This window comes from Actinomyces sp. MRS3W, from assembly GCF_032465695.1.
Classification (GTDB): Bacteria; Actinomycetota; Actinomycetes; order Actinomycetales; family Actinomycetaceae; genus Actinomyces.
In genome coordinates, this window is sequence record NZ_JAWDJJ010000115.1 from 1 (window position 1) to 17,732 (window position 17,732).

At 67.5% G+C, this 17,732-nt stretch carries 16 protein-coding genes and 1 tRNA gene; 9 read left to right on the forward strand and 8 right to left on the reverse strand.

The window, feature by feature from the left end; translation table 11 throughout:
• The first annotated feature begins 131 nt into the window (after window positions 1–131).
• Window positions 132–1,742 carry an alpha/beta hydrolase gene (locus tag RWX45_RS03745; protein ID WP_316022438.1) on the forward strand — a complete coding sequence of 537 codons (1,611 nt, stop codon included), beginning with the start codon at window positions 132–134 and terminating at the stop codon, window positions 1,740–1,742.
• Between the two features lie 6 nt (window positions 1,743–1,748).
• Here RWX45_RS03745 and RWX45_RS03750 read toward each other — a convergent pair whose 3' ends face one another.
• Complete coding sequence (locus tag RWX45_RS03750) at window positions 1,749–2,837, reverse strand: asparaginase (RefSeq protein WP_316022439.1); 1,089 nt, start codon at window positions 2,835–2,837, stop codon at window positions 1,749–1,751.
• A 116-nt stretch (window positions 2,838–2,953) separates the two neighbouring features.
• On the opposite strand from RWX45_RS03750, the gene RWX45_RS03755 reads away from it, so the two are divergent.
• From RWX45_RS03755 to RWX45_RS03765, 3 genes are all read left to right on the forward strand, one after another.
• Window positions 2,954–3,026, forward strand: a tRNA-Thr gene (locus RWX45_RS03755).
• A gap of 166 nt (window positions 3,027–3,192) precedes the next feature.
• Window positions 3,193–3,525, forward strand: a complete 333-nt coding sequence (locus RWX45_RS03760) for an Lsr2 family protein (RefSeq protein ID WP_316022440.1) — start codon at window positions 3,193–3,195, stop codon at window positions 3,523–3,525.
• A gap of 133 nt (window positions 3,526–3,658) precedes the next feature.
• Window positions 3,659–4,396 carry a phosphoglyceromutase gene (locus RWX45_RS03765; RefSeq protein WP_316022441.1) on the forward strand — a complete coding sequence of 246 codons (738 nt, stop codon included), beginning with the start codon at window positions 3,659–3,661 and terminating at the stop codon, window positions 4,394–4,396.
• Window positions 4,397–4,665: 269 nt separating this feature from the next.
• On the opposite strand, the gene phoU is transcribed toward RWX45_RS03765, so the two are convergent.
• Window positions 4,666–5,367 (reverse strand): phosphate signaling complex protein PhoU, encoded by a 702-nt coding sequence (gene phoU, locus RWX45_RS03770; RefSeq protein WP_316022442.1) that lies wholly within the window; start codon window positions 5,365–5,367, stop codon window positions 4,666–4,668.
• Between the two features lie 68 nt (window positions 5,368–5,435).
• On the opposite strand from phoU, the gene RWX45_RS03775 reads away from it, so the two are divergent.
• From RWX45_RS03775 to RWX45_RS03795, 5 genes are all read left to right on the forward strand, one after another.
• Window positions 5,436–6,722: a sensor histidine kinase gene (locus tag RWX45_RS03775; RefSeq protein ID WP_316022443.1), complete on the forward strand. Its 1,287-nt coding sequence runs from the start codon at window positions 5,436–5,438 to the stop codon at window positions 6,720–6,722.
• Complete coding sequence (locus RWX45_RS03780) at window positions 6,719–7,423, forward strand: response regulator transcription factor (protein WP_316022444.1); 705 nt, start codon at window positions 6,719–6,721, stop codon at window positions 7,421–7,423. Before RWX45_RS03775 ends, RWX45_RS03780 begins: the two co-directional genes overlap by 4 nt.
• A 101-nt stretch (window positions 7,424–7,524) precedes the next feature.
• A complete protein-coding gene (locus RWX45_RS03785) occupies window positions 7,525–8,019 on the forward strand; it encodes a CarD family transcriptional regulator (protein WP_316022445.1) in 495 nt (164 codons plus the stop codon).
• Window positions 8,020–8,055: 36 nt separating this feature from the next.
• Window positions 8,056–8,781, forward strand: a complete 726-nt coding sequence (locus RWX45_RS03790; RefSeq protein ID WP_316022446.1) for a 2-C-methyl-D-erythritol 4-phosphate cytidylyltransferase — start codon at window positions 8,056–8,058, stop codon at window positions 8,779–8,781.
• Window positions 8,782–8,791: 10 nt separating this feature from the next.
• Window positions 8,792–10,270 carry an MFS transporter gene (locus RWX45_RS03795; protein WP_316022447.1) on the forward strand — a complete coding sequence of 493 codons (1,479 nt, stop codon included), beginning with the start codon at window positions 8,792–8,794 and terminating at the stop codon, window positions 10,268–10,270.
• 109 nt (window positions 10,271–10,379) lie between these two features.
• Here the strand turns inward: RWX45_RS03795 and RWX45_RS03800 are convergent, their stop codons facing one another.
• From RWX45_RS03800 to RWX45_RS03825, 6 genes are all read right to left on the reverse strand, one after another.
• Window positions 10,380–10,811, reverse strand: coding sequence for a DUF2218 domain-containing protein (locus tag RWX45_RS03800; RefSeq protein WP_316022448.1), 432 nt, complete (start codon window positions 10,809–10,811; stop codon window positions 10,380–10,382).
• Between the two features lie 190 nt (window positions 10,812–11,001).
• On the reverse strand, window positions 11,002–11,142 hold the full coding sequence (locus tag RWX45_RS03805; RefSeq protein WP_316022449.1) for a hypothetical protein: 141 nt from the start codon (window positions 11,140–11,142) through the stop codon (window positions 11,002–11,004).
• Window positions 11,143–11,226: 84 nt separating this feature from the next.
• Window positions 11,227–12,795, reverse strand: a complete 1,569-nt coding sequence (locus tag RWX45_RS03810; RefSeq protein ID WP_316022450.1) for a hypothetical protein — start codon at window positions 12,793–12,795, stop codon at window positions 11,227–11,229.
• Window positions 12,767–14,302, reverse strand: a complete 1,536-nt coding sequence (locus tag RWX45_RS03815) for a hypothetical protein (RefSeq protein ID WP_316022451.1) — start codon at window positions 14,300–14,302, stop codon at window positions 12,767–12,769. Before RWX45_RS03815 ends, RWX45_RS03810 begins: the two co-directional genes overlap by 29 nt.
• 134 nt (window positions 14,303–14,436) lie before the next feature.
• On the reverse strand, window positions 14,437–16,467 hold the full coding sequence (locus tag RWX45_RS03820) for a hypothetical protein (RefSeq protein WP_316022452.1): 2,031 nt from the start codon (window positions 16,465–16,467) through the stop codon (window positions 14,437–14,439).
• A gap of 251 nt (window positions 16,468–16,718) precedes the next feature.
• Complete coding sequence (locus RWX45_RS03825) at window positions 16,719–17,720, reverse strand: sugar phosphate isomerase/epimerase family protein (RefSeq protein WP_316022453.1); 1,002 nt, start codon at window positions 17,718–17,720, stop codon at window positions 16,719–16,721.
• Window positions 17,721–17,732 lie beyond the last annotated feature (12 nt).

Consider the following 17,732-nt stretch of genomic DNA (forward strand, 5'->3'; position numbering starts at 1 on the left):
CCCCATCCGCCCCTTCACCGAAACCGGCACTTATAACGCACCGAAACCGGCACTAATGACGTGAACCGGTCGGGGAGGACTTCCCGCTCGATGAGAACCCCTGCCCGCGTTCTTCCCCGTAGGCTGCGCGGGTGAGCATCCTCGATACTCGTCCGCGCCGCGTGGCTGCGGCAGCCCTGGCCGCCTTGGCCGCGCTCGGCCTGGTCGCATGCGACAGCCTGAGCCCCACCGCGAACGTCAGCCCGTCGGCAGCGACGAGAGCATCGCAAGCGGCGTCACCCACCATCCCCGACGGTCTGGAGGACTTCTATGCGCAGACGGTCGACTGGTACCCGTGTGCCGATGTAGGCATGACCCAGACGGATGCCGGGGACGCCGATTTCAGCTGCGCCTATGTCACCGTGCCCCTTGATTACGCCGATCCGGACGGTGAGAGCATCGATATTGCCATGAAGAAGCGGTCCGCCAACGGCACGGCGCTGGGCACGCTCTTCATCAATCCCGGTGGTCCCGGCGGCTCCGGGGTACATCTGACGGAGAGTGTTGACGGCTATTTCTCCGACGCACTGCTCGACGCCTACGACATTGTCGGCTTCGACTCGCGCGGCGTAGCCAACTCCACGGCGATCGACTGCTTGACCGATGCGGAGCTGGATGAAGAGCGGGCGGACTCCGAGTCAACCGATGACGAGGACAGCGACGAGACCGCGCTTCAGGAGGAAGTCGCACAGCACGCTTCCTGGTACGCGGACAAGTGCGAGGCCAACACGCCCACTGGACTGCTCGACCATGTCGACACGATCTCTGCGGCCCGCGACCTGGATGTGCTACGCGCTGTCGTCGACGATGACGTGCTGACCTACCTCGGCTACTCCTACGGGACCTACCTTGGCGCCACCTATGCCGAACTCTTCCCGGACAACGTCGGGCGCATGGTCCTGGACGGCGCCATCGACCCGTCATTGAGCGCCGGTGAACTCACCCTGGGGCAGGCGGCCGGCTTTGAAAACGCGCTGCGCGCCTACGTCCAAGACTGCCTCAGCGGCGACGACTGCCCACTGACCGGCGACGTCGACTCCGGCGTCGCCCAAATCCAGGATTTCCTCGAGGTCACCCAGAACGCTCCGATCCCCACCTCCGACCCCGACCGGCCGCTGACCTACTCACTCGCCCAGTCCGCCATTCTCGGAATCATGTACCAGTCGGAGTCCTGGTCCGTGCTCAGCGAGGGGCTCAACCAGGCCATGCATCAGGATGACGGATCGGTGCTCCTATCCATCGCCGACCTATTCGCCTCGCGCGAGAACGACGGTTCCTACAGCGGCAATGGCGGTGAGGCCATCAACGCGATCAACTGTCTGGACTACCCGGTGACCGGCGACGCCGATAGCTGGGAGGCAGAGCGGAAGGAACTGCAAACGGCGTCCCCGACCTTCGGTACCGACCTGGGCTACTCGGACCTGTTCTGCCAGGCCTGGGGGCACGAGTCCACGCGGGAGCGGACCGAAATCCATGCCAGCGGTGCCGCACCCATTTTGGTGGTCGGCACGACCGGCGACCCGGCCACGCCGTATACGTGGGCGCAGGCCCTTGCCGAGCAGCTCGACGACGGTCACCTGGTGACCTGGGAGGGCGAGGGGCACACCGCTTACGGGCGCGCGGGAGACTGCGTCACCAACGCTGTCGACGACTACCTGCTGGCGGGCGTACTGCCGGAGGAGGGCCTGACCTGCAGCGGATAACCTGCCCTAATCCGCCTGGCGCCCGGCGTCAGACACCAGAGGCGAGGGAGCGCGCGACGACGGCGTGAGCTCCCCAGCCAGATTACGGCCCATCCACGCTCCCAGCTCGGCACCGCGTAGCCCTTGGGACGCGAGAAACTGCAGTTTCGCGTAGGTCGCCTCCAGGGTCATGTCCGCGCTGCCGACCGCGCCCGCTCGGGCCACGGCGTCCCCGGCGGCGTACTGGCCGAGCCGCACCTCGCCCTGAGCGCACTGGGAGGCGATGACGACCGCCACCCCTGCCGCGACGGCGTCGGCGACCACCGTGGCCAATCCGGCTTCGCCCCCGGGCACGTTGCCGACGCCGAAGGCGCGCAGAATCGCGGCGACCGGCCGGGGCGTGAGCAGCGCGTCGAGGCGTGCGGGAGTCAGTCCGGGAACCAGATCGACGACGACGATGTCATGGCTGGTCAACGGCTGCGGCGTGGGCCAGCCCTGCCCCTGCCCTGAGGTACGAGACGCCGGGGACCAGTGCCAGGGCGCGCCGGCGATGGCCAACGGAGCGGCGTTGGGGGAGTCGAAGCCCTGGAAGGACCAGGAACTGACTTTGGTGGCTCGGTTGCCGGCGAGCAGGCGGTCCGCGAAGAACACATGTACTCCAGGCGGTGCCCCTTGGACGATGGCCTGCAGGGCTCCGGTGACATTCCCGGGGGCGTCGGAGCTTCTCGCGCCGAGGGGCAGCTGGGAGCCGGTGATGACCACCGGTTGGTCGAGCTCGGTCAGTGCGTAGGACAGCGCGGCGGCGGTATAGGCCAGCGTGTCGGTACCGTGCAGAACAACGAAGGCGTCGGCACGGGAGGCGTGCGCGTGCACATCGTCGACGATGGCCTGCCAGGTGTGTGGCGCAGCATCGGCCGAGTCGATGAGCGGCTGTAGCGTGGTGAGGGAAGTGGTCAAAGATGCGGATGGGGAGGCGGGTGGGACGGCGTCGTCGGAGGTGGGATGACGGGTGAGAAGGTCGGCTAGCCAGCCGGCGAGGTCTGCGCCGGGGCGAAGTCCGCGAGGCGAATGAACCATCCCGATGGTCCCGCCGGCGTAGGTGACATGGATGTGCATATGGACAGAGTACGCAGCACAGGCATCTGTGCTCTAAACCACTATTTGGGGTCGGGTTATGGATTGCATGGCGGCGCCGACAGGCGGTAGCCTGCGTGTCGCTGCTTTCGCGGCACGCCACCTTAGCTCAGTCGGCAGAGCGATTCACTCGTAATGAATAGGTCGTGGGTTCGATTCCCACAGGTGGCTCCGACGTCCTTCCTCCCGTGGAGGATCGCTTGCGGGTTAAGCGAGCTCCGGCGGGTCGCTTTCCTCATTTCCTTGCTTCAATTGCCTTGTTATGTCTATCCTGTTTCTCGGGATGATCCCGCACTGGAAGCCGGGGCCCGCATAATCTGTGGCAAGGAGGACCAATATGGCGCAGAAGACGCAGATTGTTCTTGTGGATGACATCGACGGTTCTGAGGCGACCCAGACCATTACGTTCGCTCTGGACGGTGTCACTTACGAGATTGATCTCAACGAGGAGCACGCGGCCGCGCTGCGCGAGTCGATTGAAGAGTGGACCGTGAAGGCGCGTCGTCGCGGTGGGCGCAGGACGCTGCGCCGTCGCCCGCCGACAGGGGTGACGCAGAAGATTCGCGAGTGGGCTCGTGCCAACGGCTACGAGGTTTCTGACCGTGGACGCATCCCCGCTCCGGTGCGCGAGGCCTACATGGCTGCCAACAACCCCAGCAACAACAACTGAGCTGAGGGTGATGCCGGCCGAGTGGCCGGTGAAGGCGCGGTAATCGCCGCGTTCACATGCTGGCCAGGCCCCCGGGTTCCGTTAGGACCCGGGGGCCTGGTGGCGTTCGGCTGAGCCTGGCACAATGTCCCTCATGGCTTACACCCTTGTGCTGCTCCGCCACGGCGAGAGCGAATGGAATGCTAAGAACCTGTTCACCGGCTGGGTGGACGTTGCGCTGTCGGAGAAGGGGCGGGCAGAGGCCGTCCACGGCGGCGAACTCCTCAAGGAGGCCGGCGTCCTTCCCGACAAGCTCTTCACCTCGGTGCTGCGTCGCGCCATTATGACGGCGAACCTGGCCCTTGACGCGGCCGACCGCCACTGGATCCCGGTGGAGCGGCACTGGCGTCTCAACGAGCGTCACTACGGCGCGCTCCAGGGCAAGAACAAGAAGGAGATCCGCGAGGAGTACGGTGACGAGCAGTTCATGCTCTGGCGTCGTTCTTACGATGTGCCGCCGCCGGAGATCGAGCTCGGCTCGGAGTTCTCTCAGGACACTGACCCGCGCTACGCGGGTGAGCCCATCCCCACCACCGAGTGCCTCAAGGACGTTCTCGCCCGCCTGCTGCCGTACTGGGAGGAGACGATCGTTCCCGAGATCAAGACCGGCAAGACCGTCATGATTGCCGCCCACGGCAACTCGCTGCGCGCCATCGTCAAGCACCTTGACGACATCTCCGACGAGGACATCGCCGGCGTCAACATTCCCACCGGAATCCCGCTCGTTTACGAGCTCGACGAGGAGACCCTCAAGCCGATCAAGAAGGGCGGTCGCTACCTCGACCCCGACGCCGAGGCGAAGATCGCCGCGGTCGCCAACCAGGGCAAGTGAATCGCGTTCCGGTCGGTGCACGGCGACCCGCAGTGAATTCGCACTGAGGTCCGCCACAGCCCGTTTTATAGCAAGGGGTGGGATGACATTCGTTTGTCATCCCACCCCTTGTTCTGTGCCTGTAGGGGAGGTGTGCCGCGGCCCCATCGGGTGAGAAACAGGCCGGTTACGAGTGGTTACGGGCGTGTACACAGGTGACTGACGGCGACTTATCGGAGACTTAGTGGCAGTCGCGCGGCAGTCCTTGAGGGGGACGCATCGCGGCGGGGTCACTGCGGTGCGTCAACATCGCTGGATGCCGACTGCGCCTGACCGGACTCGCTGGGGTTGGGCACGGTAATGCCGGAGACCAGGTAGGCCATACGCCGGGCGACCGACGTCGAATGGTCGCCGAAGCGCTCCAGAAAACGGCCCATGAGAACGGCGTCGATGACTTGCTGACGGGTGAGCTCGAGGGCCGGGTTGAGGATCATCTGGAAGGACTCGCGATGCAGCGCGTCCAACTCGGCGTCGCGTTGCTGGATCTGGGCGGCCAGGTCCAGGTCCTGAGTCTCGATGAGCTCCAGGACGTCGCGGCCGGCGCGCACGGCGGCGTCGGCCATCTTCACCATGAGTCCGAAGACCGGCTCGGGCACCGGCGTGTGCGGGTAGCGGCCCCGGGCGATCGCCGCCACGTGCCGGGCCAGGTCGCCCTGCCGCTCCAGGGTCTGAGCCATGCGCAGGGCGGAGATGACGTTGCGTAGATCCCGGTCGACGGGTTGCTGACGCGCCAGCAGCATGACGCACATGTCATCGATGTCGCGCTGGAGGTCGTTGATGCGCTCGTCGGCGTCAATGACCTGCTCGGCCACGACGATGTCTCCGGTGCGCAGCGCCTCAGCGGCGCGTTCAATGGCGGTGGCGACTTGCGCTGCCATGGACGCCAGGTCGGTGCCCAGTTGCTTGAGCTCCTGGTTGAAGATGTCTCGCACGATGAGTCTCCCGGGTCTTGCCGGGCCGGGTTCGCGGATCACCCGGCCGCACCTCTACCCTAGGGGCCGTGGGTACCGTCTGGTTGGTCATCGCCGTCGCCGTCGCGGGTGTCGCGGTCGGCGCAGCGGTTGGGCTCGCCCTCGGGCATGCCACGCGCGATGCCCGCGGCAACGGAATCATTGCCGGGTCCACGCTCGAGCGTGACGGCGTCATTCCGGTGCTTGCCGCACTCAGCTCGATCGCGGTCCTCCTTGACGACGACGGCGAGGTCCTGCGCGCCTCGGCCGCCGCCTACACCTACAACATTGTGCGCGACGACGAGGTGGTCGAGCCGCAGGTAGCAGAGATGGTCGAGCGCGTGCGCGCCACCGGCGAGGCGCAGGAGGCCGAGATCGTTGTGGCGCGCGGACGCATCAGCGGCGCCGGCAACTTCCACCTCCAGGTGCGCGTGGCCGCCCTCGGCCGCGGACGCGTGCTCGTCCTCATCGAGGACCGCACCGCTGCCCGGCGCTTGGAGGACATGCGACGCGACTTCGTCGTCAACGCCTCCCACGAGCTCAAGACTCCGGTCGGGGCGATCTCCCTGCTGGCGGAAACGGTCCGTGAGAACGCCGACGATCCCGAGCTTGTTGCCGACTATGCGGGACGCATGGGCAAGGAGTCCCGCCGTCTGGAACTGCTCGTGCGCGACATCATTGAGCTGTCCCGGCTTCAGGACGGCGATGCCCTGGTCGAGCCCGAAGACGTCAGCCTGGACGACGTCGTCGTCGATGCGCTGGACCGCGTGCGCGTGGAGGCCGGCGCGAAGGAGATCACGCTCGTAGCCGGCGGCACCGAGAACCTCCACGTCCTCGGGGACGCCGCGCTGCTGGTGACCGCCATCAGCAATCTTCTGGACAACGCTATTCGCTACTCCGACCCGCGCACCCGCGTCAGCGTCGGGATCAGCCTGGACGCTGCCGACCCGGAGCTGGTGCGCATCGCCGTCGTCGACGAGGGCATGGGGATCGCTAAGGACGTGCAGGAGCGCGTCTTCGAGCGCTTCTACCGGGTGGACAAGGCCCGCTCGCGCGCCACCGGTGGCACCGGCCTGGGACTGTCGATCGTTAAGCACGTCGCCGCCGATCACGGCGGCACCGTGGAGCTATGGTCCGCGCCCGGGCACGGGAGCACCTTCACGCTGGTACTGCCGCGCCACCACAGTGAAACGGACGTGCCCGACGCGGAGGCCGCCGAGGCCGTGGCCAGCGGCGCAGCCGGTGCCGCATTCGCCGCCATTGCCGCCATCTCCGATGAGCAGGCCCCGAGGCGGATACCCGGCGTGGACCCCACTGCGGAAGAAAGGCAGCCATGACTCGCATCCTGCTCGTGGAGGACGAGGAGAACTACCGCGAACCGCTCGCGCTCAACCTGCGCCGCGACGGCTTCGACGTCGTGGAGGCTCAGGACGGGGTGGCGGCCATGGAGCGCTTTGAAGCCGCATCTGCGTCGAACGGCTCCAGCCCCATCGACCTCGTACTGCTCGACCTCATGCTGCCGCGGATGTCCGGGGCCGAGGTGTGCCGCCGCATCCGCCGCAGCTCCCGAGTCCCCGTCATCATGCTCACTGCGCGGGACTCCGAGCTGGACAAGATCGCCGGGCTGGAGATCGGCGCGGATGACTACATGACCAAGCCCTACTCCTACCGGGAGCTGGTGGCGCGCGTGCACGCCGTCCTGCGCCGCACCGCGGGCGAGGAGCCCGAAGAGCCGGTGCTCACAGCCGGGAGAGTGACCATGGACGTCGGTCGCCACGAGGTCAGTGTCGACGGCCAGGTGGTGGCGATGCCCAAGCGCGAGTTCGAACTGCTGGAACTGTTCCTGCGCCACCCCGACCATGTGTTGACCCGCGGCCAGATCATTGAGCGGTTGTGGGGCACCAACTACGTCGGGGACACTAAGACTTTGGATGTCCATGTCAAGCGGATCCGCGCCAAGATCGAGACGGACCCGAGTTCCCCGAAACTACTGACCACCGTGCGCGGGGTGGGCTACCGGCTTGTTACCGGCGATTGAGACGGCACCCCGTGCCGGCCCATGTGAGCTAGCTCCCCGATCTTCCGGCGTCATTTCCTGATAAACTAGTACCCCGCGACAAATCTGGAGTGACCTCACACATGACATTTGAAGTCGGCGAGACCGTTGTCTATCCCCACCATGGAGCCGCCCGGATCATTGACATCCGGCAGCGCAAGGTGAGGGGTGAGGAGAAGACCTACCTGCAGCTCGAGGTTGCGCAGGGCGACCTAACCATCCTGGTCCCGGCCGACAGCGTCGACCTCATCGGCGTGCGTGACGTGGTCGACGAGACCGGCCTGGAGCGCGTCTTCGACGTGCTGCGCGCTCCGCTCACGGAGGAACCCACCAACTGGTCGCGCCGTTTCAAGGCCAACCAGGAGAAGATTGCCTCCGGTGACGTCATCAAGGTTGCCGAGGTTGTCCGTGACCTCTCCCGCCGCGATACCGACCGCGGCCTGTCCGCCGGGGAGAAGCGCATGTTGGCCAAGGCCCGCCAGATTCTCGTCTCCGAGCTCGCGCTCGCGCAGAAGACCCCCGAGGAAGAAGCCGAGACCACTCTCGACGAGATCCTCGCCTCCGGCACCGCCGCCTGACGCCGGTATCGCGGTGGCGCTGGTAGGGTCCCGGACATGCCGGACCGGAACAACACCGAATTGACAGAAGGCGGCGGCTCCACCGTTGCGGTGCTTACCGCCGCCGGGTCCGGCATGCGACTCGGCGCGGACGGCCCCAAGGCGCTGGTCGAGCTTGCCGGGCAGTCCCTGTTGCGGCGGGCGGCACGCGGACTGCTCGCCTCCGGCGTCATCGACCACATCACTGTGACCGCCCCCGTCGCCGAGGTCGACCGCTTCACCGCTGAAGTTTCCGACCTTGCCGGGCCCGGACGTATCGCCGTCGTCGCCGGCTCGCCGGCCTCCCGGCAGGCCTCTGTCGCACTCGGCCTAGCCGCCGCATTGGACAGTCGCCCGGACGCCGAGGTCATCCTCGTGCACGACGCCGTCGTCCCGGGCCTACCCGTCACCGACACGATTAAGGAGGTCGCCCTCGAGGGCGACGGTCGGGTGGCTGGCGCATCGCCGGTGGAGCGCGTCGTCGGTACCCCGCAGCGGGATCGCCTGCGCGCCGTACAGACCCCGCAGGGCTTCGCCCGCCCCACCCTCGAGGCCGCCCATGCTCGTGGCGCGGCCGACGCCGTCGATGAGGCCCACTCCGCCCGCGACGACGCCGCCCTCGTGGAGGCCATGGGCGGCAGGGTCGTCGTCGTTCCCGGAGATCCGCTCGCCCTCAAAGTGACCACCCCCCTGGACCTCGCACTCGCCGAGACGCTTGCCCGCCGGGAGCCAGCAGCGCCGTAGGCTCGTGGGCATGAGCCCTCATGCTCCCGGACGGGACACCGAATTCAACCCCGCCGCGGCGGACGCCGACTCGCTTGTTTCCGCGCGCGGCAAGCTGCTCACCTGGCCGGTCATCGCCTGGGGGCTGTGGGACTGGGGGTCGGCGGCCTTCAACGCCGTCATCACCACCTTCGTTTTCTCCGTGTACCTGACCGGATCCGCCTTCGGCGACCCCGCCGCCAACGAGTCCTCTCTCTCCCTGGGGCTGGCTATCGCCGGTGCGTGCATCGCCCTGTTGGCTCCTGTCACCGGGCAACGCTCCGACCGCGCCGGGCGCACCGTGTTCTGGCTTGGCGCCTACACGGCCGTGGTGGTGGCCGTCAGTGCGGCCCTGTACTTCGTGCTGCCCGAGCCCGGGTACCTGTGGCTCGGCATCACCTTGCTCGGCGTCGGCAATATCTTCTTCGAGCTGGCCTCCGTCAACTACAACGGCCTGCTGTCCCGGCTGGCCACGAAGGATCGCGTTGGGGCGGTATCCGGGCTCGGCTGGGGCATGGGGTACCTCGGCGGCATCGTGCTGCTGCTCATCTTGTACGTCGGCTTCATCAGCCCCGAGGTCGGCTGGTTCGGAGTGACCGCCGAGAACGGGTTGAACGTGCGCGTCTCCATGCTCATCTCCGCCGCCTGGTTCGGGTTGTGCGCCATCCCGGTACTGGTGACTCAGTCCGGTAAGCGGGCCTGGCGCCGCTGGGCCGCCATCCAGGCCGCCGACGACGACGACGCCCGCATGCTGGCCGGGTTGGAGAACGAGCCCGCCGACCCCGTTGAAGCGCCGTCGCGGATCATGCGGCACGAGTCGCTGCTCGCCTCCTACAAGCACCTGTGGCGCACCCTCGTGGGGCTGTACCGCGCCCACCCCGAAGTGCTGTGGTTCCTACTGGCCGCCGCGGTCTTCCGTGACGGCCTCGCCGGGGTCTTCACCTACGGCGGCATCATTGCCCAGAACACCTTCGGTTTCTCCTCCGGGGACGTCATCATCTTCGCCGTCGCCGCGAACGTGGTCGCTGGTGTGGCCACCATTGCCGCGGGCAGGCTCGACGACGTGCTCGGCCCCCGCAAGGTCATCCTCGGTGCGCTGACCGTGCTGGTGGCGGCCGGGCTGCTCGTATTCTTCCTGCATTCCGCCGGGGCGACCATCTTCTGGATGCTCGGCCTCATCCTGTCCGGATGCGTGGGGCCGGCCCAGTCGGCGGCGCGCTCCTACCTCGCGCGGCTCGCCCCCGAGGGACGCGAGGGCGAGATCTTCGGTCTGTACGCCACCACCGGCAGGGCCGTGTCCTTCATGGCGCCGGCCATGTACGGTGCGGCGATCTGGGTGGGCACCCGGGTTGTGGGTGAAAGCGCCGGGTACTGGGGCATTCTCGGCATCGTGCTGGTGCTCGCCATTGGCCTGTTGCTCATGCTGCGCGTCCAGGACCCCACCGGGCACATCACGGTTGCGGCGGAGTGACCGTGCGCCCCGATTGGGGCTGACTGCGCCGCAGACCGGGACCGGCGGACTGCGCTGCGGGCGGGACTGGCGGGCTGCGCTGCGGGCGGGACTGGCGGGCTGCGCCGAATTACTGACGCTGCCGGGCCTCGTACTCGCGGCGCATGCGTTCCATGTCCTGCGCGGACAGGGGGCCCTGCATGGTGCCGACGGAGCCGCCGTCGCGGATCCAGGAGACGGCGAGGGAGTCCCGGTAGCCGAAACGGGCCAGGTGAATGCCGACGACCTCCTCCAGCCGGGGCTGCTCCTGTGCCGAGGTGGACAGCGTCAGGATCAGTGCTTTCTCCTCACAGGTGAGGTCGACGACGCCGACCACCGCCCCCTCCCGGTTGAAGGCGAGGCGGCCGGATGTGGTGGCATCGTCCCACGTCGCATCAATCTTGCGGTTCATGTGATCGACGAGTCGGCGTCCGTAGTAGTCCGGGCGGTCGGTGTCCACACGAGCGACCGAGCGGTGATCGAAGACGGAGGAAGCAGGCGTCGCAGCTGAATCGGCAGTCATGAGCTGAGGCTATCCTGCATTGCCTGACGGCGGGCAAGGAGATATCGCCGACGGCCGAGTGCCCGCGGTGCCCCCACCGTTCCGCCCCTGCACCGAAACCGGCACTTGTAACATGCCGAGACCGGCACTAATGACGTACCGAGACCGGCACTAATGACGGGGCTGCTGCAGTGGAGGGGTTTTGGTCGGGTCAGCCCAGTCCAACCACCACGGTTTGGCTACTGGTGGCGTCAAGGGAGCCGTTCAGGATGTCGGTGCCTCGGTTGTGGTGCCGGGGCTCGGCGTCGGGAGGGGATGGCGCCGTCGCGTCGTCGCCGGGGGAAGTGCCCATGCCACCAGGGTGGCAGGTGGCGCGGGTGCCCGCCATGGGGCGGTCTGCCCACGGGCCGGATTGGTAGGGGCGGGGTAGCCACTATCAGCGCAGACCGGTGATGATGAGCTCGTAGGAGACGTTCCCGGTGGCCTCGTCCAGGATCATGTGGTGATCGACGACGGCGACCACGCCGGGAGCCCGGAGGATGTAGCCGGCCCCGGAGGTCGGAAACTGGTTGTCGGCGGCGGGGTAGTCCTCCAACTGCAGGACGGCCTCACCATCCGGGCCTACCGCGCTCACGCCCTCGTTTTTCGACCTATGGACGTTGAGCGTCTCCAGATAGGCGGCACCGGATGACAGCCGCGCGAGCTCTGCAGCGGTATAAGCCCCGCCCGCGGACGGGACAACATAGACCTCGGGTTCCGCATCCTCGGCCGACCGCTCCGCCTCCTTGGGCATGCCCTCGACGGTGAGCACCCGGTACGGGTGTTGGGTGCGGTAGGCATGGACGGCGCCGCCGATGCCGTTCAGCGGCATCGCTTCCTCGGGTTCGGGGTCGGAGACGGAGTCCAGGTCCACGGCCTCAAGCGAAAGATCACGCGCGGCGGCTTGATCGGCTGGGTCGGTGTCCTCTAGGGAGCTCTGGGCCAACGTGGCGTAGGCGGCGTCGGGGTCGGCGTAGCGCACGGCCCATCCGTCGATAACCTCCGGGCCGCCGTTGCCTGGGCCGACAATACCCTCGACCACCCGGACCGCGGTGGGATCGTCGTCCGGGACAATTCGCGCCTCGCACCAGTTCGAATGCTTGTCAAAGTCCTGGTCCGGGCGCCAGCAGGTCAGCCCGAGGATGACAGTCGCATGTCCGCCGGTGGATGGCCCCTTATGTTCCCAGCACCAGGCCACGTCATTGGGACAGTCGTAGCTCAAGTAACGGTTGGAGTAGTCGTAGGGGGCGGGCGTTGCGTTCTCGGGGACGGTGGCCAGACGGCGCCCGCTCTCAAGCGACAGCACCTCTTCTCCCACCATGAGCACGTGGTCGGTGACGTGGACATCACTGTGCTTCCTGGCGCCGCGACTATCCTCGTCTCCGCCATACGCCATGCGCTCGAATGCGACCTCGCCGCTGGTGGTGTCGACGACGACGAGCAGCGTTCCGAGCGCGCCGGCGTCGTAGCCCAGCACGAGGCTGCCCCGATCCGGGCTGACCACCGCGTAGCACGAGGCATCGGTGTACGGGTCGAGCGGCCCATCAAGGCCGGTTGTGGCGTCACAGGGATTTCCGATTCTGAGAAGCGATGCGGGGCGGGTGTAGGACCACGTCGGCTCGCCGGTGGCGGGGTCCAGGCCCCAGGCGCCGTGATTGGTCACCACAATGGGCCCGGCCGCCCCGGCGCTCACACCGGTGATGGCATCGGGATCGTCATGGCGGATGACCCGCTGCCAGGCGACCTCCTCACCGAGGGTTTCGGGCGCGAGGGCAACCGCAGCGGCAGGCACCTGCACCGAAGTGAGCGCATACAGGCTCTGGGGAATGGCCAGCGCCGCGGCGCCGACGGCGAGCACGAGCGCGGCGGTGAGGACCGTCCGCCAGCTGAGGCGCGGGCGGCGTCGAATGCTCTTGCGACGGGCAGGCGCCCAGCCGCTACCCGATGCCGAAGATGACGGTCTCATCGGCTTTGCCGCCTTGGGCGGTGGTACGGCGGTGGTGGTCGACGGCGACGATCACCCCGGGTGCCTGGACGAGGTAGGCGTCGCTGACCTCGACGCCGGCATCATCACTGGTCAAGTGCAGGACCACGTTGCCGTCGGGGCCGGTGACGTCGAGGTCTGCGCCCGACCGGGTGACGGCCAGTGCGTCCAGGTACCCCGGTCCCACGGCTTGCTCCACCGCCTCATCGGCGTCCTGCACCTGCCGGGTGGCCGGGTCGAAGATGACCCCGGCAGAGCTTGGGTCCGCGCCGACTATCGCCAGGGTGCGCGCCCCGTAATCGCGCACGGTCCGGCCCGAGGCACCCAGCGGCACTGGGGCGGCGTCGTCGGCGTCCACGAGGGCGTCCAGGCTGACGGCTTCCAGGGGGAGGGCGAGCGGGTCCGCGCCGTTGGTGCTCAGCGCGGTGTAGGCGGCGTCGGAATCGCTGTAGCGCACGGTCCACCCGTCGATGATGGGCGGGGTGAGCACGGGGAAGACATCGTCGAGATTCTCCCCGGCTACGTTGCTCTGTCCCTCGGCGTCCCCCGTTGTCCGATCGATGGGGACGAAGCCTCCCACCTGGCGCGACGCCGTGGGGTCGGTATCGGGGGCCAGGGTCAGCTCGCACCAGCTGGTGTCGGTGTCGCCGGGAGCCCAACAGGTCGAGTCCAGGATGAGAGTCGAGTGCCCGCCCTGGGAACCGGGCCAGTAGCTGGAGCAGTAGTCCAGATCGGTGCGCACACACGTGCGGTCCCCGTCAACCACGGCAGGGTCCTCAGGCAGGGTTGCCACCAGGGAGCCGTCCTCCAGCGACACCACTTCACGCTCCGCCATGACCACATGGTCGGTGACTTGGATGTGCAGATCGACAGACCGCTCCGAGACGATCGCGTAGCCAGTGACCAGGTGCTCGAACAGCACCTCACCGGTGGCGGTATCAAGCGCCACCAGCCGGGTTCCGAAAGTGCCGGCGCCGAGGCCAATGACGAGGCGGGTGCCGTCCGGGCTCAGCACCGCGCGCCCACGCGCCCGTTCTGAGGAGACGGCGCCGTACCCGGTGATTGAACCGGTGAGTTCGGGATCGCGGAAGGACCAGGTGGTCTCGCCGGTGTCGGGGTCGAGTCCCAGGGCGCCGTGGGCGGTGACGACGATGGGACCGGAAGCCCCGGCCATGACGCCGTTGACGTGATAGACCTCGGCGTTGTCCTCATCGATGACCCGCTGCCAGCGGATCTCCTCCGCGAGCGTGTCCGGGATGTCTGCGGGTACCCCGGAGGGGACGGTGCTGGAGACGGCCGTTGCCGTGGGGGTGTGGCCTGGGGCTGGTAGCGAGTCCCCGCAGCCTGTGAGCGTAGGCAGGACGAGAACGACGGTGAGGACCACCGCCAAGGCTGCTGCCCGTAGGCGGCGGGTACGGAGTCCAGGCGCGGCGACGAGCCCGGTGGTCGGGGCGGAGACGTCGTTGTCGGCCGTGGGGGAGGGGCGCATACCTTCATGGTGGCTGCAGGCATTGGGTGATGCCATGGGTCGGGCTGCCCATGAGCGCGGGTCGGACGAGCGCCTGTGAGTTTTCGATGGAATCGATGCAGTTGCTGTCGACGCTGGGCTGCTACGCAGGCGGGTCAGCCGACGCCGTAGATGACGGTCTCGTAGCCCACGGATTCGTAGTCGCTATCACTGGCGTCTGCGCGCTGAATGCTGCGGTGGTCGACGACTATGACCGCTCCGGGCGTCTGCACGAGGTACAGGTACTTGCCGAAGAAACGGAGATGCTCCTGCTGATCGGCTGAGGGGTACTCCAGGTGCATGACGACGGTTTCATCAGAGCGAACCAGATCGACACCGTCATCAGGCCATGACCTGGTGAGCCGTAGTGCGTCGAGGTAGCCGGCGCCGGTGGGCTGGACGCTCATGTCATCACTGGTGACAGCCTGCCGGGTGGCGGGATCGAAGCGCACTTGAATGGTTGCGTCTTTCTCCTGCGAGGTGGCGCCCAGGACCGCAAGGGTATGGGCGCTCTCGTAGTGTTCGGGGCGGTTGAGGTCACCGAGGGCGACGGGCCCCGCATCATCGACACCGGCCAGGGTGTCCAGGTTGACCGCCTCAAGGGGAAAACTGAGCGAATCTGCTTCCTCCAGCAGGTTGTGCCGACTCAGTTCTTCATAGGCGGCGCCGGGGTCGGCGTAGCGTACGGTCCATCCGTCTGCGGTCTCCGGGCCGTGGTCGTGGTCGGCGGAGGGGACAATGCCGCTGACCGTGGTGACTGCCGACGGGTCGCTATCCGGGGCCACCTCCATCTCGCACCAGGTGTCATCGCTGTAGTTATTCGGATCGTTGTCTGGACTCCAGCAGGTGATGCCCAAGACGAGCGTCGAGTGCCCGGCACGGGACGGTGGCCAATAGTTCCGGCAGTGGACAGAATCGTCACGAGGGCATTCCCAGCGGTTGCCCTCGTTCAGGCTTGGCGCACGCTCGTCCGGAAGAGTACTCACGAGGCTGCCGTCGGTCAGCGACAGCACCTCCTGCTCAATCACGAGGACGTGATCGGTGACCTGCACAGTTGGGTTCCGATAGTTCCACGGGTTGTCGCGGTTCTCTTCAAGCCTGGAGGCGTTCTTGTACGTGCGCTCAAAGACGACCTCCCCGGTGCTGGCGTTGAGGACGACGAACACCGTCTCCAAGGGATCGTATCCGTAGCCCAGGACCAGACGGGTCCGATCCGGGGTCAGGACTGCGTCGCAAGGTGCGCTCGTACTCTTGAAGCAGTTTCTGGCAATCGTTTCGAGCGCTGCGGAACGGCTGTAGGACCAAGTGGTCTCACCGGTGCTGGAATCCAGCCCCATGACGCCATATCTGGTGACGACGACGGGGCCGGCGGCACCGGCAATGACGCCCGTGACGTAGTGGGGATCGTCATGCTGGATGACTCGCTGCCAACGCACCTCATCCGCGAGGGTTTCGGGGATCGGTGCCGGGTCGGTCGCGACGACCTGTACAGATGTGGGTGCGTACAGCGTGGGGAGAGCGGCTAGCGTGACGGCTGCGACGACGAGTGTGAGCATTGTGGTGCCGGACGAGACGCCGTTCATGCGGCGGATTCGTGCGGTGCGGGCGGAGGAGGTGACGCCTCGTCGCCCGGTGCGACGCAGCTGCAGGTCTGAGACGGCGGCGATGCCGAGCCCGGCTGCGGCGACGGCAAGCTGAGCGAGTACCGGGTAGCTCATCTGGACGTCCTGCGACTCGCGCCACCACAGCCAACCGAAGAGGACCGAACCGGCCGCGTACGGTGACACCACGAGAAGTGCGCGTATGAGCGCATGGGGTCTTTTTGCCTGCGATATCGCAGACGCGAGCGGCAACCAGACGAGGCATGCGCCGACGACCAGAACCAGGCCTCCCCCGAGGGCGGTGTTTCGGACATCGTCGGACAAATGGAAGGCGCCGTGGTAGTGCGCGGTTTGCCACCAGGCCCAGCCACCGGCCGCCACGGCGGTGAGCAGGCCGCCGACGCGCAGCCCGCGCACAGCCTCAGTGCTGCGGCGTCGCGGCGGGGCGACGGCGGGAGCATAGGCCGTCGGCGCCGTCGCGTTGTCGTCGGGCGCGGAGTCGGGCGACGGCGAGGCCGCATCGTCGACGGCGGGGGAGGGGCACATGCCCTCAGGATTGCAGCAGATGCCGGGTGCGGCGATGGGGCGGGCTACCCACCCGACGACACCCGCGCCCGAGCCTTGTGCGCCGAGCTTTGCGATGACGGCTGTGGGTAGACGGAACCTGCATTCTCTGAGCATGCCGGAGCCCCGCGCCTGCCTGACGCAAGACGCGGGGCTCCACCGCTGGGGTGCGGGTGCCGTGAGTCGACGGCGCCCCGGCATGTCCCGGCGGGCGGCCCGACTCAACCCGTGGGTCAGCGGTTGTCGAAGTGGGAGTCGAAGGCGGCGTCGGGCAGGTCGTAGACGTGCTCGCGCGCGAACTTGAGTGCCATGGGGGCGCCCGCCAGGCGGTCCATGCCGGAGTCCTCCCACTCGATGGAGATGGGGCCGGAGTAGCCGATCTGGTTGAGGGCGCGGAAGTAGCCGTCCAGGTCCGCGTCGCCCAGTCCGGCGGAGACGAAGGTCCAGCCGCGGTGGGGGTCATCCCAGGGCAGGTGGGAGGACAGGCGGCCGTTGCGTCCGTCGAAGTGCGTCTTGGTGTCCTTGCAGTGGACGTGGTAGATGCGGTCGGCGAAGTCGGTGAGGAAGACGGCCGGGTCGAGGTCCTGCCAGATCATGTGGGAGGGGTCCCAGTTGATGCCGAAGGCCTCGCGGTTGTCGATGGCGTCCAGGGTCGCCTTGGTGGTCCAGTAGTCGTAGGCGATCTCGCTGGGGTGGACCTCGAGGGCGAACTTGACGCCCTCGGAGTCGAAGACGTCGATGATCGGGTTCCAGCGGCGGGCGAAGTCTTCGTATCCGTCGGCGATGACGTCGGCGCCCACCGGCGGGTACATGGCGACGTACTTCCAGATCTTCGAGCCGGTGAAGCCGGTGACGACCTTGGCGCCGAGCTTGGCCGCGACCTTGGCGGTCAGCTTGAGCTCCTCGGCGGCGCGGGTGCGCACGCCCTCGGCGTCGCCGTCGCCCCACACGCGGTCCGACAGCAGGCCGCGGTGGCGGAAGTCGATGGGGTCGTCGCAGATGCACTGGCCGGTGGAGTGGTTGGAGATGGCGTACACGCTCAGGTTGTGGCGGGCCAGGGTGTCCTTCCACTCCTGGCAGTAGGCATCGTCCTCGGCCGCGCGGTAGACGTCGAGGTGGTCGCCGGCGACCGGCACCTCCAGGCCGTCGAAGCCCCACTTCTCGGCCAGGGTGCACACCTCCTCAAACGGCAGGTCGACCCACTGGCCGGTGAACAGATTGATGGGACGAGGCATGGTGCTGCTCCT

What these genes read in the sequence shown, in the direction of transcription:
- RWX45_RS03765 (WP_316022441.1), top strand. Translation starts at nt 3,659, where the DNA reads ATGGCTTACACCCTTGTGCTGCTCCGCCACGGCGAGAGCGAATGGAAT.
- RWX45_RS03805 (WP_316022449.1), bottom strand. Translation starts at nt 11,142, where the DNA reads ATGGGCACTTCCCCCGGCGACGACGCGACGGCGCCATCCCCTCCCGAC.
- RWX45_RS03825 (WP_316022453.1), bottom strand. Translation starts at nt 17,720, where the DNA reads ATGCCTCGTCCCATCAATCTGTTCACCGGCCAGTGGGTCGACCTGCCG.
- RWX45_RS03790 (WP_316022446.1), top strand. Translation starts at nt 8,056, where the DNA reads ATGCCGGACCGGAACAACACCGAATTGACAGAAGGCGGCGGCTCCACC.
- RWX45_RS03815 (WP_316022451.1), bottom strand. Translation starts at nt 14,302, where the DNA reads ATGCGCCCCTCCCCCACGGCCGACAACGACGTCTCCGCCCCGACCACC.
- RWX45_RS03785 (WP_316022445.1), top strand. Translation starts at nt 7,525, where the DNA reads ATGACATTTGAAGTCGGCGAGACCGTTGTCTATCCCCACCATGGAGCC.
- RWX45_RS03820 (WP_316022452.1), bottom strand. Translation starts at nt 16,467, where the DNA reads ATGTGCCCCTCCCCCGCCGTCGACGATGCGGCCTCGCCGTCGCCCGAC.
- RWX45_RS03810 (WP_316022450.1), bottom strand. Translation starts at nt 12,795, where the DNA reads ATGAGACCGTCATCTTCGGCATCGGGTAGCGGCTGGGCGCCTGCCCGT.
- RWX45_RS03780 (WP_316022444.1), top strand. Translation starts at nt 6,719, where the DNA reads ATGACTCGCATCCTGCTCGTGGAGGACGAGGAGAACTACCGCGAACCG.
- RWX45_RS03760 (WP_316022440.1), top strand. Translation starts at nt 3,193, where the DNA reads ATGGCGCAGAAGACGCAGATTGTTCTTGTGGATGACATCGACGGTTCT.
- RWX45_RS03750 (WP_316022439.1), bottom strand. Translation starts at nt 2,837, where the DNA reads ATGCACATCCATGTCACCTACGCCGGCGGGACCATCGGGATGGTTCAT.
- RWX45_RS03795 (WP_316022447.1), top strand. Translation starts at nt 8,792, where the DNA reads ATGAGCCCTCATGCTCCCGGACGGGACACCGAATTCAACCCCGCCGCG.
- RWX45_RS03800 (WP_316022448.1), bottom strand. Translation starts at nt 10,811, where the DNA reads ATGACTGCCGATTCAGCTGCGACGCCTGCTTCCTCCGTCTTCGATCAC.